Origin of the sequence: Paraburkholderia monticola, from assembly GCF_001580545.1 — a bacterium.
GTDB classification, from domain to species: domain Bacteria; phylum Pseudomonadota; class Gammaproteobacteria; order Burkholderiales; family Burkholderiaceae; genus Paraburkholderia; species Paraburkholderia monticola.
In genome coordinates, this window is the sequence record NZ_LRBG01000037.1 from 223,549 (window position 1) to 238,484 (window position 14,936).

Annotated in this window: 16 protein-coding genes; 7 read left to right on the forward strand and 9 right to left on the reverse strand. The window is 64.7% G+C overall.

What is annotated here, in order from left to right:
* Nucleotides 1–29: 29 nt before the first annotated feature.
* Together CI15_RS25030 and CI15_RS25040 are read left to right on the forward strand one after the other, a co-directional pair.
* A complete protein-coding gene (locus tag CI15_RS25030; RefSeq protein WP_062132745.1) occupies nucleotides 30–935 on the forward strand; it encodes a cation diffusion facilitator family transporter in 906 nt (301 codons plus the stop codon).
* A gap of 945 nt (nucleotides 936–1,880) precedes the next feature.
* A complete protein-coding gene (locus CI15_RS25040) occupies nucleotides 1,881–2,573 on the forward strand; it encodes a CBS domain-containing protein (RefSeq protein WP_062132750.1) in 693 nt (230 codons plus the stop codon).
* A gap of 68 nt (nucleotides 2,574–2,641) precedes the next feature.
* Here CI15_RS25040 and CI15_RS25045 read toward each other — a convergent pair whose 3' ends face one another.
* Nucleotides 2,642–3,556 carry a LysR family transcriptional regulator gene (locus tag CI15_RS25045; protein WP_062132753.1) on the reverse strand — a complete coding sequence of 305 codons (915 nt, stop codon included), beginning with the start codon at nucleotides 3,554–3,556 and terminating at the stop codon, nucleotides 2,642–2,644.
* 191 nt (nucleotides 3,557–3,747) lie between these two features.
* On the opposite strand from CI15_RS25045, the gene CI15_RS25050 reads away from it, so the two are divergent.
* From CI15_RS25050 to dmpG, 5 genes are read left to right on the forward strand one after another with little or no spacing between them, the layout of a single operon-like run.
* Nucleotides 3,748–3,954, forward strand: coding sequence for a tautomerase family protein (locus tag CI15_RS25050; protein ID WP_062132756.1), 207 nt, complete (start codon nucleotides 3,748–3,750; stop codon nucleotides 3,952–3,954).
* Nucleotides 3,951–4,766 (forward strand): 2-keto-4-pentenoate hydratase, encoded by an 816-nt coding sequence (gene mhpD, locus CI15_RS25055; protein WP_062132759.1) that lies wholly within the window; start codon nucleotides 3,951–3,953, stop codon nucleotides 4,764–4,766. The genes CI15_RS25050 and mhpD overlap by 4 nt, the downstream gene beginning before the upstream one ends.
* On the forward strand, nucleotides 4,763–5,530 hold the full coding sequence (locus CI15_RS25060; protein ID WP_062132762.1) for a 2-keto-4-pentenoate hydratase: 768 nt from the start codon (nucleotides 4,763–4,765) through the stop codon (nucleotides 5,528–5,530). Before mhpD ends, CI15_RS25060 begins: the two co-directional genes overlap by 4 nt.
* Nucleotides 5,531–5,589: 59 nt before the next feature.
* Entirely contained in the window at nucleotides 5,590–6,549 is a 960-nt protein-coding gene (locus CI15_RS25065) for an acetaldehyde dehydrogenase (acetylating) (RefSeq protein WP_062132765.1), read from the forward strand.
* Nucleotides 6,549–7,613, forward strand: a complete 1,065-nt coding sequence (gene dmpG, locus CI15_RS25070) for a 4-hydroxy-2-oxovalerate aldolase (protein ID WP_062132769.1) — start codon at nucleotides 6,549–6,551, stop codon at nucleotides 7,611–7,613. The genes CI15_RS25065 and dmpG overlap by 1 nt, the downstream gene beginning before the upstream one ends.
* A gap of 45 nt (nucleotides 7,614–7,658) precedes the next feature.
* Here dmpG and CI15_RS25075 read toward each other — a convergent pair whose 3' ends face one another.
* From CI15_RS25075 to CI15_RS25110, 8 genes are all read right to left on the reverse strand, one after another.
* Entirely contained in the window at nucleotides 7,659–8,531 is an 873-nt protein-coding gene (locus tag CI15_RS25075; protein ID WP_062132772.1) for an alpha/beta hydrolase, read from the reverse strand.
* Nucleotides 8,532–8,617: 86 nt separating this feature from the next.
* Entirely contained in the window at nucleotides 8,618–9,328 is a 711-nt protein-coding gene (locus CI15_RS25080; RefSeq protein WP_062132775.1) for an ABC transporter ATP-binding protein, read from the reverse strand.
* Nucleotides 9,325–10,098: an ABC transporter ATP-binding protein gene (locus CI15_RS25085; RefSeq protein WP_062132778.1), complete on the reverse strand. Its 774-nt coding sequence runs from the start codon at nucleotides 10,096–10,098 to the stop codon at nucleotides 9,325–9,327. The genes CI15_RS25080 and CI15_RS25085 overlap by 4 nt, the downstream gene beginning before the upstream one ends.
* Nucleotides 10,095–11,147, reverse strand: coding sequence for a branched-chain amino acid ABC transporter permease (locus CI15_RS25090; protein WP_241495920.1), 1,053 nt, complete (start codon nucleotides 11,145–11,147; stop codon nucleotides 10,095–10,097). The genes CI15_RS25085 and CI15_RS25090 overlap by 4 nt, the downstream gene beginning before the upstream one ends.
* Before the next feature lie 7 nt (nucleotides 11,148–11,154).
* Entirely contained in the window at nucleotides 11,155–12,075 is a 921-nt protein-coding gene (locus CI15_RS25095; protein ID WP_062134128.1) for a branched-chain amino acid ABC transporter permease, read from the reverse strand.
* A 13-nt stretch (nucleotides 12,076–12,088) separates the two neighbouring features.
* A complete protein-coding gene (locus CI15_RS25100) occupies nucleotides 12,089–13,309 on the reverse strand; it encodes an ABC transporter substrate-binding protein (RefSeq protein ID WP_082814291.1) in 1,221 nt (406 codons plus the stop codon).
* A gap of 59 nt (nucleotides 13,310–13,368) precedes the next feature.
* A complete protein-coding gene (locus CI15_RS25105; RefSeq protein ID WP_062132782.1) occupies nucleotides 13,369–14,382 on the reverse strand; it encodes an amidohydrolase family protein in 1,014 nt (337 codons plus the stop codon).
* A gap of 5 nt (nucleotides 14,383–14,387) precedes the next feature.
* Nucleotides 14,388–14,921 carry a 3-hydroxyanthranilate 3,4-dioxygenase gene (locus CI15_RS25110; RefSeq protein WP_062132785.1) on the reverse strand — a complete coding sequence of 178 codons (534 nt, stop codon included), beginning with the start codon at nucleotides 14,919–14,921 and terminating at the stop codon, nucleotides 14,388–14,390.
* Nucleotides 14,922–14,936: the final 15 nt, after the last annotated feature.

Here is a 14,936-nt window from a genome sequence, read left to right on the forward strand (position 1 = left end):
TCTTTCAGCCACGGGCGATCACTCGGACCATGAAAGCAACCGACCTCGAACAGCGCATCCTCAAACAATCGCTGCTGTGCACCGTGCTGATTGCCGGACTCGGCATCGTGTTCGGGATTCTGAGCGGCTCGCTGGCGATCATCTTCGACGGCATGTTCTCCGCGCTCGACGCCGCGATGTGCAGCCTGTCGCTGCTCGTCACGCGTCTGCTTCAGCAGGAGAGCAGCCGGCGCTTCCAGCACGGCTTCTGGCACATCGAACCGCTCGTGCTGGTATTCAACGGCAGTCTGCTGTCGGTGCTGTGCTTTTACGCGTTCATCAACGCAGTCAAAGGCCTGCTCGACGGCGGCCATGAACTCGAGTTCGGCTGGGGCGTGTTCTACGCGGTGGTGGTGGCCGCGTTCTGTTTCTTCATGTTCCTGCGCGAGCGGCGTGTGAACCGCGTGATCGACTCCGAGCTGATCGGGCTCGACATCAAGAGCTGGCTGATGTCGGCCTGCATCAGCGCGGCGCTGCTGCTGGCGTTTTCGATTGCATGGCTGCTCGAACGCATCGGGCACGGCCACCTGACGCCGTACATCGACCCTGGCGTGCTCGCGATCCTGACGCTGGTGCTGATTCCGATGCCGATCGGTACCGTGATCGGCGCGGTCAAGGAAGTCTTGCTGATTACGCCGCCGGATCTGGAGCGCGAGCTACGCGAGCTGATGCAGCAACTGACCGCCGACTATGGCTTCGTCAAGCACTCGCACTACGCGACGCGTGTCGGGCGGGGGCTGTTCGTCGAGGTGCACATCGTGCTGCCCGAGGCGATGGAACATGCCGGCGTGCGTCAACTCGATCAGATCCGCGACAGGATCTCGCGCGCGATCGGCGAATCCGGCCCGGACCGTTGGCTGACGGTCGCATTCACGCGCGATCCTCGCTGGTTGTAACCCGCTGTCGGCATGCTTTCAGTCGGCTTGCTTGCGTCGCTCAGTTCGACGCTCGGCCGCAATCGGGCGGCGGTCCCTGCCGAGGCTGATTCCCGTCACCATCGCGCGGCGGCGGAGGTGGTGGAGGATGACCCGAGTCGGACGGAGGCGGCCCCGGCGGATGATCGAAACATGGCGGGGGCGGCCGCCTGCCGCCATCGCCGCCATCGCCGCCATCCGATTGCGCATGCGCCGTCACCGATACGCCAAAAGCGCACACGGCCAACGTGAGCGCAGCGAGCCTCGTTTTCATCTACGTGTCCCGGATCGAACGTCGCCACTGCGACAACACCAGCGACCTTACCGCGTCGCACCGGACTATTACGCCGCAGTAAGTTTCCGGAAGCTTACGTGGCGCTTGCCGTTTCTAACATTGCACACGTAGCCGCGATTCGAAACGACACGGATGACTAAGCAATTTCGCAAGCCCGAACAGCCCGCGTTTCGCAACCCGCTTAGATACGAATTTCCGCACTACGACGCCACGCCGCGACTGCCAGTCCGCAGCGAAAAAACTGCCGGGGCTTGCGCACTGCCCGGCAAAGTTAACCTACACTTTCTGCGTGTCACATTTCTCATAGGCTCGTGCGGACATAGGTGCAGACGGCATCTCACCGCTCGGGACCGCCAGCCCCAACACAATGACTTTGATGGACGGGGACTCCGACGCGCGAGCGATTGGCTTTCGCGCGGCGTCACCAGAACAGCTGCGGATCGTCGTGCCCGGTGTCGCGACGAAGACACCCCGCGCGAAGCCCACCGCCAGCCGCGAGCGTCAAGCATGCGCGGCCCGAACACCGGACCAGCCGCCTCAGCACCGCGCGGGCCTGCCGCCGGTGCGTCTGCCGAAATTGCGCGACGCGTGCAACCGATGAGGACTCGTCGCGGCTCGCAGAGGAGAAGAACATGCGCGCGCTCGACATCATGACTGCTTCGGTCGTTACCGCCACCCCGGATATGACCATCCACGACGCAGCGAAGCTGTTTGTCGACCATCACATTAGCGGCATGCCGGTGCTCGACGCCAACGGAAAGATGATAGGCATCGTCAGCCAGGGCGATCTGCTGCATCGTGTGGAAAACGGTACGGGCCACGGCAAACGTCGATGGTGGATCGAGTTGCTGTCGTCATCGACGCGCGAGCAGGCTGCGCGGTATGTGAAGGAGCATGGACATACCGTCGGCGACGTAATGTGCGGGAACGTCATTTCGATTCCCGATGACATGCCGCTCCATCAGATCGCCGATCTGATGGAGCGCCGCCATCTGAAACGTGTGCCGGTGCTCAAGGATGGGCAGCTCGTCGGCATCGTGAGCCGCTCTAACCTGATTCGCGCGCTGGCGAGCGTCGAGCCGATCGTCGACTCGGGCTCGCACGACGATGCGAGCCTGCGCGACGCCATCGTGCGCGAGATGCACGGACAACGCTGGGGGCTCGCGAAACAGGGCGTATTCGTCAAGGACGGCGTCGCGCATCTGTGGGGCATCATCGAATCCGAAGAGGAGAAGCGCGCGATCCGCGTTGCCGCGGAAAGCGTGCCCGGTATCAAGCGGGTGGAGAGCCATCTGGAATCGCCGAGCGTGATTCCGACGATGTAGCCGGGACGTCGTCTACGTGCCGAACGGGCGGCACGGTGCGGAACCGTGCCGCCCAAGATACCGCCCCGCTACCCCGCCGCCTGCCGCGCCCTTCCCCCTTTCGCGCGCGATGCCCGGATCAGCTTCAGAAACGCCTGCAAGATCGGCGAGCTATCGTCGCGTCGATACAGGCAGCTCAATTCGATCTCGCGCAATTGTGTCGACCTGAGCGGCCGATACACGACGCCGGGCAATCGCAGATTGACCGCCGACTGCGTCGTCACGCACACGCCGAAACGGCTCGCCACCAGCGCAATGCAGGTGACCACATCCTCCACCTCCTGCTCGACGCGCAAGCGCACACCCTCGGCGCGAAACGCCGCGGCGACCTCCTGGGCAAGCCCATGCACCGGCGCGTTCGGGTACAGGATCATCGGTTCGTCATCCAGATCGCGCAGCGTGATGGCTTTTTTCCTGCATAGCGGATGCCCTTCATACAGCGCGATCAGAAACGATTCGCGCTGCACCCAATCGACGGCGATATCGGTTTCATCCGGCACCAGCCGGTTGAAGCCGATCGTGATGCGCCGCTCGCGCAACGCGGCGATCTGCTCGGCCTTCGACATGTTGTGCAAGCCGATCTTCACCGCCGGCCGCTCGGTGTGAAAGTCGGCCAGCAGACGCGGAATCACGTTCAGAATTCCGGAGCTGAAAATGCCGACATCGAGCCGCCCCGTGAAGCCGTTCCCAGCCAGTTGCGTCTGTTCTTCCGCGCGGCGCGACAGCGCCAGAATGTTGGGCACTTCCTCCAGCAGCGCGCGCCCCGCTTCCGTCAACTCCGCGCCTTTGGTCGTGCGAATGAACAGCTGCGTGCCGAGTTCCTCTTCCAATGCGCGGATGCTGCGCGTGAGCGGCGGCTGCGCAATATGCAGGCGCTCGGCCGCGCGCCCGAAATTCAGCTCCTCGGCCAACGCGAGGAAATAACGCATCTGCTTGAGTTCCATCGGTTCATTCCAGTGAGCGCGAGTCGGATTCACGCCATACCGAAACGGTATCAGAATTTCAAAAATCGGTATTGGACGGTATGTCCCGCAACCGTCCATCATCACGGACGATCCATACGGCGGCGTCACGTTGGCTCGTTACCCGCGTGTCGTGCCGCCGCTTCCTCCCTGCTTTCGCAAAAGGACCCATCATGCCGATCATCCATATATCCCTCGTCGAAGGACGCGACGACGCCGCGATCAAGGCATGCGTCAAAGCGGTCGCGCGCACGGTGCACGAAACGCTCGGGGCGCCGCTCAGCTCGATCCGCGTCTACGCGACGGTCACACCGGCCACGCATTGGGCCGTCGGCGATCAGACCAAGGACGAGATCGCCGCCCAGGAGAAGGCCCAATGACGCCGCAACAGATCGAAGCCGCGGCCCACGCGCTAGTGAACGCCGAACGTAGCGGCGAATTCATCGCGCCGCTGCGCGAGCGCTACGAACAGATGAGCATCGACGACGCCTACGCGATCCAGCGCGTGAACACCGAGCGACGCCTCGCCAGCGGACGACGCCTCGTCGGCTGCAAGATCGGTCTGACGTCGGTCGCGGTGCAGAAGCAACTCGGCGTCGACCAGCCCGATTTCGGCATGCTGTTCGACGACATGGGCTATGGCGACGGCGAACCGATTCCCGCGTCGATTCTCACGCAACCGAAAATCGAAGCGGAGATCGCCTTCGTGATCGGCCGCGACCTGAGCATGCCGAACCCCGGCCAGCTCGACGTGCTGAACGCGATCGACTACGCACTGCCCGCGCTCGAAATCGTCGGCAGCCGCATCGCCAACTGGAACATTCGCATTACCGACACGATCGCGGACAACGCGTCGTCGTCGGCCTATGTGCTTGGCAACAGCCCGCGCAAGCTCGCGGACTTCGACCTGCGCCTGTGCGGCATGGTGATGGAGCGGCGCGGCGAGCCGGTGTCCGTCGGCGCGGGCGCCGCCTGCCTCGGTCATCCGGTCAACGCGGTGGTCTGGCTCGCACGCACGATGGCCGCGCTCGGCACGCCGCTCAAAGCCGGCGACCTCGTGCTCTCCGGTGCGCTCGGCCCGATGGTCGCGGTCACGCCCGGCGACGTCTTCGAGGCGCGCATCAACGGACTGGGCTCGGTGCGAGCCGTGTTCGACGCCCCCACCCCTATCGCGAACGAGGCACGTCAATGAGCCAGATCAACGAATACGCGACGCGACTCGACGACGCCGCGCGCACCGCCACCGCAGTCTCGCAGTTCGATTCCGAAGGCCGTCTTTCTCTGGATCAGGCTTACGAGATTCAATCCGCGTCGATCCAGCGGCGCGTCGCGCGCGGCGAACGTCGCGTCGGCGTGAAGATGGGCTTCACGAGCCGCGCGAAGATGGTGCAGATGGGTCTGTCGGACGTGATCTGGGGTCGCCTCACCGCGGGCATGCAGATCGAGGAAGGCACGTCGGTCGATTTCTCGCGCTTCGTGCATCCGCGCGTGGAGCCGGAAATCGCCTTCGTGCTCAAGCATTCGCTCGAAGGCGACGTGACCGGGCCAGAAGCGCTGGCGGCGGTCGAAGCGATTGCGCCCGCGCTCGAAATCATCGACTCGCGCTACAAGGACTTCAAGTTCACGCTGCCTGAAGTGATTGCCGACAACGCCTCGTCGAGCGGCTTCGTGATCGGTGCGTGGCGCGATCCCCGTACCGACTTCGGCAACCTGGGCCTCACGCTGAACCTCGACGGACGTGCCGCGCAGGTCGGCTCGACCGCCGCGCTGCTCGGTCATCCGCTGCGCTCGCTGGTGGCCGCCGCGCGTCTGTCGGCGCAGGCGGGCGAGCCGTTGCAGGCGGGCTGGATCGTGATGGCCGGGGGCGCGACGCCCGCCGAATGGATCAAGCCTGGGCAGTATGTGTCGGTCGACATGGAGCGGCTCGGCAGTGCCGGCTTTCACGTCAAAGGCTAACCCGCCGCCGCGACCTCGAGCACGCAACCCGAAGCATCTAGGACGACTCCGGAGTGAATATGACTGGTAAGGTAAAAGTGGCGATCATCGGGTCCGGCAACATCGGCACCGACCTGATGATCAAGGTGATGCGCAATAGCCGGCACCTCGAAATGAGCGCGATGGTCGGCGTCGATCCGCAATCGGACGGACTCGCGCGCGCGAGCCGGCTCGGCGTGACGACGACCGCCGAGGGTCTCGACGGGCTGCTGAAGCTCGATCTGTTCAACGACATCGACATAGTTTTCGATGCGACGTCGGCCGGCGCGCATCGGCGCCATAACGACGTGCTGCAGCAGCACGGCGTGCAGGTGATCGACCTGACGCCCGCGGCGATCGGGCCATACGTGATCCCGGCGATCAACCTCGAAGCCGAGAACGCGACCAACATGAACATGGTCACCTGCGGCGGCCAGGCGACCATTCCGATCGTCGCGGCGGTGTCGCGCGTCACGAAGGTGCACTACGCCGAGATCGTCGCCTCGATCGCGAGCAAATCGGCGGGGCCCGGCACGCGCGCGAACATCGACGAATTCACCGAGACCACGCGCAGCGCGATCGAAACGCTCGGCGGCGCCACGCGCGGCAAGGCGATCATCGTGCTGAACCCCGCCGAGCCACCGCTGATCATGCGCGACACCGTGTTCGTGCTGTCCGACCTCGTCGATCAGCAAGCGATCGAAGACAGCATCGCGCGCATGGTCGCGAGCGTGCAGGCCTATGTGCCTGGCTACCGGCTGAAGCAGAAGGTGCAATTCGACGTGATCTCGCCCGAGCAGCCGTTGAACGTGCCGGGCATCGGTCCGAAACATGGCCTGAAGACCTCGGTGTTTCTCGAAGTGGAAGGCGCGGCTCACTATCTGCCCGCGTACGCGGGCAATCTCGACATCATGACGTCGGCCGCGCTCGCGTGCGCCGACATGATGGCGCGCCGCCGCATCGCAGCCGGTATCGCGCGTGGACACAAGGAGGCAGCGTAATGACTACGATCGACAAGAAGCTCTATATCTCCGACGTCACGCTGCGTGACGGCAGCCACGCGATTCGCCATCAGTACCGCATCGCGCATGTGAAGGCGATTGCAGCGGCGCTCGATCAGGCGGGCGTCGACAGCATCGAGGTCGCGCACGGCGATGGCGTCGAAGGGTCGAGTTTCAACTACGGCTTCGGCGCGCATAGCGACGTCGAGTGGATCGCCGCCGCGGCCGAAAGCGTGAAGACGGCGAAGATCGCGACGTTGCTGATTCCCGGCATCGGTACGATGCACGATCTGCGCAACGCATACGATGCCGGCGCGCGTGTCGTACGGGTCGCCACGCATTGCACCGAAGCGGACGTGTCGCGTCAGCATCTCGAGTTCGCGCGCGAACTCGGCATGGACCCGGTCGGCTTCCTGATGATGAGCCATATGACGACGCCGCAACAGCTCGCCGCGCAGGCGAAGCTGATGGAGAGCTATGGCGCGAGCTGCGTGTATGTGGTCGACTCAGGCGGCGCGCTCGGCATGAACGAGATTCGCGACCGCTTCCGCGCGTTCAAGGACGTGTTGAAGCCCGAGACGCAAACCGGCATGCATGCGCATCACAATCTCAGTCTCGGCGTGGCGAATTCGCTGATCGCGGTGGAGGAAGGGTGCGACCGCATCGATGCGTCGCTGGCGGGTATGGGCGCCGGTGCGGGCAACGCGCCGCTCGAGGTGTTCATCGCGGCGGCCGAGCGGCAAGGGTGGAATCATGGCTGCGATCTGTATCGCCTGATGGATGCTGCCGACGATCTCGTGCGGCCGCTGCAGGATCGGCCGGTGCGCGTCGATCGTGAGACGCTTGCGCTCGGTTATGCCGGAGTGTATTCGAGCTTCCTGCGGCACGCGGAGATTGCGGCGAGCAAGTATGGGCTCAAGACCGTCGATATTCTGGTCGAGTTGGGACGCCGCAAGATGGTGGGCGGGCAGGAGGATATGATCGTCGACGTTGCGCTCGATTTATTGAAGCGCAACGCGCATGAAGCGGTGCGGGTCGAGCCGACGATGACCGAGGCGGGTTGATATAACAGGAGCAAAGGCGGCTTTCCTCGTGAAAGCCGCGTCGCATCAAACAGCGTTGTTGATCAACTCCACCACCGCCTCATACAACCCACTCCCCCGCTGCGCCAACTCGTTCACGAGATTGAAGTGATTCGAATGCGTATTGGCCACGAGCGATACCGGCAATCCCCGCCGACTGACGTCCTCGTGAAACTGCAGTGTCTGGTTCCTGAACCCCGTCGTTTCGAGTCCCCCCACCGATAACACCAACGGGGGCGCCGTTTCCGGCAGACACAACGCCGGGCTCAATGACGCGGCCTGATCCGGATACAGCCGCAGCCATTCGTTGACGTTGATATCGCACAGCGGCCGAATATCGAACAACCCGCTCAGCGCGACAACGCCCTTGATCACATCCCGAGGCAGATTGAAGCGCGCCTGCCAGTCGTCCGCGTACAGCATCCCGACCAGATGCCCGCCCGCCGAACTGCCGCACACGTGGATACGCAGCGGATCGATCCCATATGCGCCGCCGTGCCGATACAACCACGCAATCGCGCTACGCACCTCTCGCACCACTTCCGCGAGCGTCGCCTCGGGCAGCAGCGTGTATTCGACCACCGCGACGGCGATACCCGCCTGCGTGAGCGCAGCCGCCATCGAACAGGCGTCCTCCTTGCGTTGCGAGCGCCAGTAGCCGCCGTGAATGTAGACGAACACAGGCGCCGGCTGCACGGCCGCGGCTGCCGGGAAAATATCGATGCGCTCAGCCTGCCCCATGCCGTACTGAAGATCGAGTATGCCCACACAGCGCTGCCGCGAAGCCAGCGCAAGCGATGCATACGTCCGCATCTCGGCATCGAAATCGCTCACCGACGCACGCGCGTTGTACTGCACCGTGCGTTCGGCGAGATCGGCGAAAGTCAGATCGAACGGCATGAAACGTCCCTATGAAAAAAGCCGCACATGCAGCGAATGCTCCAGGTGCGGCAACGAAAGCGCTGAGGACCAGGCGGCCCGTCAGTCTAGATACTCAAATGCGCATGCAACGCGTCCGCCTCTGCGCTCAATTGCGCGGACGTACCCTGCCACACCACCTTGCCCTTCGACATCACGTAGTGATAATCCGCGATCGCAAGCTGAGAGGCCAGGTTTTTATCGATGCACAAAATTGCGAGCCCGGTTTTCTTCAACTCGGCAAGGCACTTCCAGATCTCCTCGCGAATCAGCGGCGCGAGTCCCTCGGTCGCTTCGTCGAGAATCAGCAGGCGTGGGTTCGTCATCAGCGCGCGGCCGATCGCGAGCATCTGCTGTTCGCCGCCCGACAATGCCGAGCCCAGATTGCGCGCGCGTTCCTCGAGACGCGGAAACAGCCGATAGACACGTTCGAGCGTCCACGCGCCGCCGGGCCGCTCGACGTGACGCGCGGTCGCCACGAGATTCTCGCGCACGGTCAAAGTCGGGAAGATGTGTCGCCCTTCGGGCACGAGGCCGATGCCCGCGCGCGCGATGCGGTACGCGGGCGCGCTGTCGATCGGCTGGCCCGCCATGCGTATCGAGCCGCGCCGCGACTTCAGCAGACCGGCGATCGATTTGACCGTGGTCGACTTGCCCATGCCGTTACGCCCGAGCATCGTGACGAACTGGCCATCGTCGATCGTCAGCTCGACGCCGAACAGTGCCTGGCTGCGGCCATAAAACGCTTCGAGCGAAGCGACTTCGAGCAGGCGGCTCATGCAATGCTCCCTGACAGATTCGACTGCGACTGCTCGTCGCCGAGGTAGGCCGCACGCACGGCGGCGTTCGCGCGGATTTCGCCGGGCGTGCCGGTCGCGAGCGCCTTGCCATAAACCAGCACCGTGATGCGATCGGCCAGCGCGAACACCGCGTCCATGTCGTGCTCGACCAGCAGCATCGCGTGCGTGCCCTTCAGGGCCTGCAATTGCGCGGTCATCTGCATGGTTTCGGCCTGGCTCATGCCGGCCATCGGTTCGTCGAGCAACAGCAGTTGCGGTCGGCTCGCGAGCGCCATCGCGAGTTCGAGCTGACGGTGCTCGCCATGCGCCATCTCGGCCACGCAGACGTCCGCCTGTGCGGCGAGCCCGGTCTGTTCGAGCAGCGCGAGTGCGTCGTCGCGTAGCTCGCGCCGCGCGGCCAGGCGCCCCCAGCAGTTGAAGCGCGACGCGCGCTGAGCATTGACCGCGAGCAGTACGTTCTCGAGCGCCGTGTATTCGGGCAGCACGGACGTGATCTGATAGGAGCGCGCGAGTCCGAGCCGCGCGCGTCGCTCGACGCTCAAATGCGTGACGTCCTCGCCCGCGAAACGGATCGTGCCGGCGTCGGGCATCAACTCGCCGGCCAGTTGACCGATCAGTGTGGTTTTGCCCGCGCCGTTCGGTCCGATCACCGCGTGGATTTCGCCGCGCTCGACCGTCACGCTGAAGTGGTCGGTCGCCGTGAAGCCGCCGTAGCGCTTCACCAGTCCTTGCACCTGCAACAGGCTCATCGCGCACCTCCTTGCGCCGCACGATTGCGCTCACGGCGCTCGCGACGTGCATCGAGCGCATACGCGAGCCCGATCAAACCGCGCCGGCTCAGCAGCACCGCGATGACGATCAGCGGCCCCATCACCAGCATCCAGTGTTCGGTGACGCTCTTCAAGCCTTCTTCGAGCAGCACCATCACGAGCGTGCCGATCAGCGGCCCGACGAAGCTGCCCGCGCCGCCGATCACGACCATCACGATCAGATCGCCCGACATCGTCCACGACATATAGGAAGGCGCGACGAACTGCGTGAGGTTCGCAAACAGCATGCCCGCGACCCCGCACAGCATCGCCGCGACCACGTACACCGCGAGCTTCACGCGCACGGTCGGTACGCCGAGCGCGCGCATGCGGCGTTCGTTGATGCGGATGCCGCCGAGCGTCATGCCCGCAGCGCTCTTCAGGAAACGCCGGCCGAACAGCAGCAGCGCGATCAGCAGCCCCACCGCCACGTAGTAGAGCGTCACCGGGTCGCCGAGCGAGACAGCGCCCAAGCGGCTTGCGCTCGCGAGCGCGAAACCGTCGTCGCCGCCGTACTCGCGCAGGCTCACCGCGAAGAAATAGAACATCTGCGCAAACGCGAGCGTGATCATGATGAAGGCGATGCCGCTCGTGCGCAGCGCGATCGCGCCGGTCACCACCGCGATGAGCGCGCACGCGGCGAGCGCGGTAGCCAGCTGCACCCAGCCGCTCGCGACGCCATGCTGCGCGAGCACGCCGGTCGCGTACGCGCCAAGCCCGAAAAACAGCGCATGTCCAAAGCTGACGAGGCCGCCGACGCCAAGCATCAGATCGAGCGACAGCGCCGCGATCGCCAGCACCGCGATGCGCGCGAACAGCACGACGAGAAACGGCTGGGCGGTCAACGCCGCATACGCGGGTAACGCCAGCAGCAGCACGGCGAGCAACCAGCCGAACCGGTCGACGTAACTCGCGCGACAACCGGTGGCGGCGCCCGCTGCGTCTTGCGCGCGCGTCGCGCGGCTCGCGGAAACAGAAGAAGGCATCATGTCTGGCTCAGGAATGTTTGACGGGGAAGAGCCCCTGCGGACGCCAGGCGAGCACGAGCGCCATCAGGATATAAATCAGCATCGACGCGAGCGCGGGGCCGGCCGTATCGGCACTGCTGCGCTCGAGCACCATGCGCAGCAGCGCGGGCAGCAACGTGCGGCCGAGCGTATCGATGACGCCAACCAGCAGTGCGCCGAGAAACGCGCCACGGACCGAGCCGATGCCGCCGATCACGATGACGACCATCGTCAGAATCAGCACCGGCTCGCCCATGCCCGGCTGCACCGAGAGGATCGGCCCCGCGAGCAGACCCGCGATGCCGGCCAGTGCCGCCGCGACGCCGAACAGCACGGCGTTGAGCAGCACGACGTTCACGCCGAGCGCGGCGACCATGTCGCGATGTGTGGCGCCCGCGCGGATCAGCATGCCGATGCGCGTGCGATGAATCACGACATAGCAGCCCGCGGCGACCGCCAGGCCGACGACGACGATCAGCAGCCGGTACGCCGGATAGTGCAGCCCGAACAGATCGACCGTGCCTGCCAGCGCGTCGGGCACTTCCATGTAGTAAGGCGACGGCCCCCAGATCGTGCGCGCCAGCTCGTTGAAGAACAGGATCAGCCCGAACGTCGCGAGCACCTGATCGAGGTGATGCCGCTGATACAGCCGCCGGAACACCACCGATTCGAGCAGCATGCCGAGCGCGATCAACGCGGCCACGACCGCGAGCGCGGCGAGCGCAAACGAGCCGCTGCCGTTATAGACCACCGCGCCGACGAACGCGCCCATCATGTACAACGAACCGTGCGCGAGATTGACGAAGTTCAGAATGCCGAAGACGAGCGTGAGCCCGGCCGCCATCAGAAACAGCAGCACGCCGAGCTGCAAGCCGTTCAGGCATTGCATGACGAGCAACGTGAGATTCATCGCCGGCATCCGCTCAGTTCATCTTGCACTGCTGTGCAACGGGGTTGTTGACCTTCGGCACGATCGGACCTTTCGTTTCGAACGACGCACCGTTGGCCGTGCGCACCACGTCGACGCGATAGAACCCCGCGCGCGGGAACTGGTTCGCGTCGAAGCTGAACGGACCGCGCACCGACTGGAACTTCGCGGCAGCGAGCGCGCGGCGCAATGCCTGACTATCCGCAACGTTGCCCTTGAGCGACGTGACCGACGTGAGCGCCGTGTCGAGCAGCGTGGCCGCATCGTAGGATTGGGCCGCGTACATCGACGGCGGGCGGCCGTATTTCTTCGTGAAGGCCGCGACGAATTGCGCGTTCTGCGGATTCTGCAGATCCGGCGAATAGGGCGCGCTCGTAATGGCGCCCACCGCGAGTTCCTTCAGCGCGGGCAGCGTGGTGCCGTCGATCGTCGACACCGAGATCAGCGGAATCTTGCCGAGCAAGCCGGCCTGCCGATACTGCTTGACGAAGTTCACGCCCATGCCGCCAGGGTAGAACACATACACGGCATCCGGTTGCGCGGCCTGCAATTGCGACAGCTCGGCCGAATAGTCGGGCTGATTGACCTGCGTATAGACCTCGTCGACGATCGAGCCGCGATAGTCGCGCTTGAAGCCGGACACGGCATCGCGGCCCGCCTGGTAATTCGGCGCCATCACGTATACGCGCTTGTAGCCGAGATTCGTCACGAGCTGGCCGCCTGCTTCGTGCAACTCGTCGTTGTTCCACGACGTCGAGAAGAACAGCGGCGAGCAACCCGCGCCGGCCAGTTGCGTCGGCCCCGCGTTCGAGCCGATCAGCACCACGCCCGCGCTCGTCACCGGCTTGTGAATCGCCATCATCACGTTCGAGAACGTGACGCCCGTGATGATCTTCACGCCGTCGCGGCTCATCAGCTGCTGCGCTTCCTGCAGCGCGAGGTCGGGCTTGAGCTGATCGTCCTGACGCAGCACCTGCACCGGCACGCCGCCGAGCTTGCCGCCCTTCTGCTCGATCGCGAGCATGAACGCGTCGTACTGGTCCTGACCGAGCGCGCCGCCCGGGCCCGACAGGGTGCCGATAAAGCCGATTTTCAGCGGAGCGGCATCGGCTGCGAAAACCGGCGCCGGCAATAACGCGGCGGCGCACAGCGCGCCCAGTAACCGGTGTGGGAAACCGCGGCGGCGCAACGAACGACGAACGGACGTAACGGTCATGTCAAAGTCCTGGCAAGCAATTGAGGTGTGGAGCGGGCGCGTCAATCGCGGATCAAACATCAAATGGCGCGCTCGATGTCGAGACCGAAGAAGCGCTCGGCATTGCCCGCGCAGATGCTGGCGCGCTGCGGTTCGTCGAGCCATTCGCTGCTGGCGACGAGCGCGCCGATCTGCTGCTCGCCGAGCGGAAACGGATGGTCCGAGCCGAGCATCACGCGCTCGGCGCCCATCACGTCGACGAGCAGACGCAGCGCGCGCGGATCGAACACCGCGCTGTCGACGTAAAAGCGATCGACGTACTCCGACGGCGGACGCGGGCAATCCTTGCGCACGATGTCGCGGCAACGCCAGGCGTTATCGACGCGGCCGAGCAGGAACGCAAAGCTGCCGCCGCCATGCGCGAACGCGAGCTTAAGCGTTCGCGGAATGCGCTCGAACGCGCCCGAGAGGATCAGCGACAGAATGCCGAGCTGCGTTTCCGCCGGCATCGCGACGAGCCACGGCAGCATCCATTGCTTCATGCGACCGTCGGTCATCATGTCCCACGGATGCACGAGCACCGGAATGTTCTCGAGCGCGCAATGCGTGAGGAAGCTCACGAGGTGCACGTCGTCGAGATCGCGCGGGCCGAGGTGATTGCCGATCTGCACGCCGACGTGACCGGCCGCCTTCGCGCGGCTTGCTTCGCGGCATGCCAGATCGACGTCCTGCAACGGCACCTGTGCGAGCGCCTTCAGGCGCTTCGGCGCGTAGGCGCAGTGTTCGAGCGCGAGGTCGTTCATGCGCGCGGCCCAGTCGGCCGCGGCGCGCGCCTCGTAGCGGTAGCCGAACATGATCGGCGTCGCGCAGATGATCTGCGCCGCGACGCCGACGCGATCCAGTTCCTCGATGCGCGCGACCGGATTCCACAGCGCTTCGCGTACCGGACGGAAACTGCGCTCGCCGACCATGATGTTGCCGGTCTCGCCGCTCGCGTCGATCTGGAGCCACGGCGCGCTGGACGCATCCAGCCGGCTCGCGTCTTCCCGGCCGATGCGCGGGAAGAAATGCGAGTGCATGTCGATTTTCTTCATGGAATTCAATGGCCCTTGCCGCGATGCACGCGTCCGCAATGCGGACAGGTGCGCAGCTTCTCGTCGTTATAGAAGGTGTCGAACAGCGGCGGCAGATCGGTCACGATGTTCAGCAGCTGGACTTCCGCGCGATGCACGAGGCCGCCGCAACCGTCGTCGCTGTCGCAATACCATTCGAAGCCGTCGATCTGCCCCGCCGGACGCTGCCGCTCGATCACGAGGCATGCGCTGTCCGCCTCCGGGCGTTGCGGCGAATGCCGCACGTGCGGCGGCAGCAGCATCACATCGCCCTCGCGCAGCTCGACGCGTTCTTTCTTGCCGTCGATCCACAGATTCAGATAGGCGTTGCCGCGCAGTTGATAGAAGAACTCCTCGCTCGGGTCGTCGTGATAGTCGGTCCGATGATTCGGACCTCCGACGATCGTCACGATGAAATCGCGGTCCTGCCAGATCTGCTGATTGCCGACCGGCGGCCGGAGCAGATGCGCGTGCTCGTCGATCCAGCGCGACAGATTGAGCGGCGGCATGAAACGGGGCATCGAAAGTCTCCTGAA

Bases quoted from the DNA above. Each gene is read 5' to 3' on its own strand.
- CI15_RS25030 (WP_062132745.1), top strand. From the start codon at position 30: ATGAAAGCAACCGACCTCGAACAGCGCATCCTCAAACAATCGCTGCTG.
- CI15_RS25040 (WP_062132750.1), top strand. From the start codon at position 1,881: ATGCGCGCGCTCGACATCATGACTGCTTCGGTCGTTACCGCCACCCCG.
- CI15_RS25045 (WP_062132753.1), bottom strand. From the start codon at position 3,556: ATGGAACTCAAGCAGATGCGTTATTTCCTCGCGTTGGCCGAGGAGCTG.
- CI15_RS25050 (WP_062132756.1), top strand. From the start codon at position 3,748: ATGCCGATCATCCATATATCCCTCGTCGAAGGACGCGACGACGCCGCG.
- mhpD (WP_062132759.1), top strand. From the start codon at position 3,951: ATGACGCCGCAACAGATCGAAGCCGCGGCCCACGCGCTAGTGAACGCC.
- CI15_RS25060 (WP_062132762.1), top strand. From the start codon at position 4,763: ATGAGCCAGATCAACGAATACGCGACGCGACTCGACGACGCCGCGCGC.
- CI15_RS25065 (WP_062132765.1), top strand. From the start codon at position 5,590: ATGACTGGTAAGGTAAAAGTGGCGATCATCGGGTCCGGCAACATCGGC.
- dmpG (WP_062132769.1), top strand. From the start codon at position 6,549: ATGACTACGATCGACAAGAAGCTCTATATCTCCGACGTCACGCTGCGT.
- CI15_RS25075 (WP_062132772.1), bottom strand. From the start codon at position 8,531: ATGCCGTTCGATCTGACTTTCGCCGATCTCGCCGAACGCACGGTGCAG.
- CI15_RS25080 (WP_062132775.1), bottom strand. From the start codon at position 9,328: ATGAGCCGCCTGCTCGAAGTCGCTTCGCTCGAAGCGTTTTATGGCCGC.
- CI15_RS25085 (WP_062132778.1), bottom strand. From the start codon at position 10,098: ATGAGCCTGTTGCAGGTGCAAGGACTGGTGAAGCGCTACGGCGGCTTC.
- CI15_RS25090 (WP_241495920.1), bottom strand. From the start codon at position 11,147: ATGATGCCTTCTTCTGTTTCCGCGAGCCGCGCGACGCGCGCGCAAGAC.
- CI15_RS25095 (WP_062134128.1), bottom strand. From the start codon at position 12,075: ATGAATCTCACGTTGCTCGTCATGCAATGCCTGAACGGCTTGCAGCTC.
- CI15_RS25100 (WP_082814291.1), bottom strand. From the start codon at position 13,309: ATGACCGTTACGTCCGTTCGTCGTTCGTTGCGCCGCCGCGGTTTCCCA.
- CI15_RS25105 (WP_062132782.1), bottom strand. From the start codon at position 14,382: ATGAAGAAAATCGACATGCACTCGCATTTCTTCCCGCGCATCGGCCGG.
- CI15_RS25110 (WP_062132785.1), bottom strand. From the start codon at position 14,921: ATGCCCCGTTTCATGCCGCCGCTCAATCTGTCGCGCTGGATCGACGAG.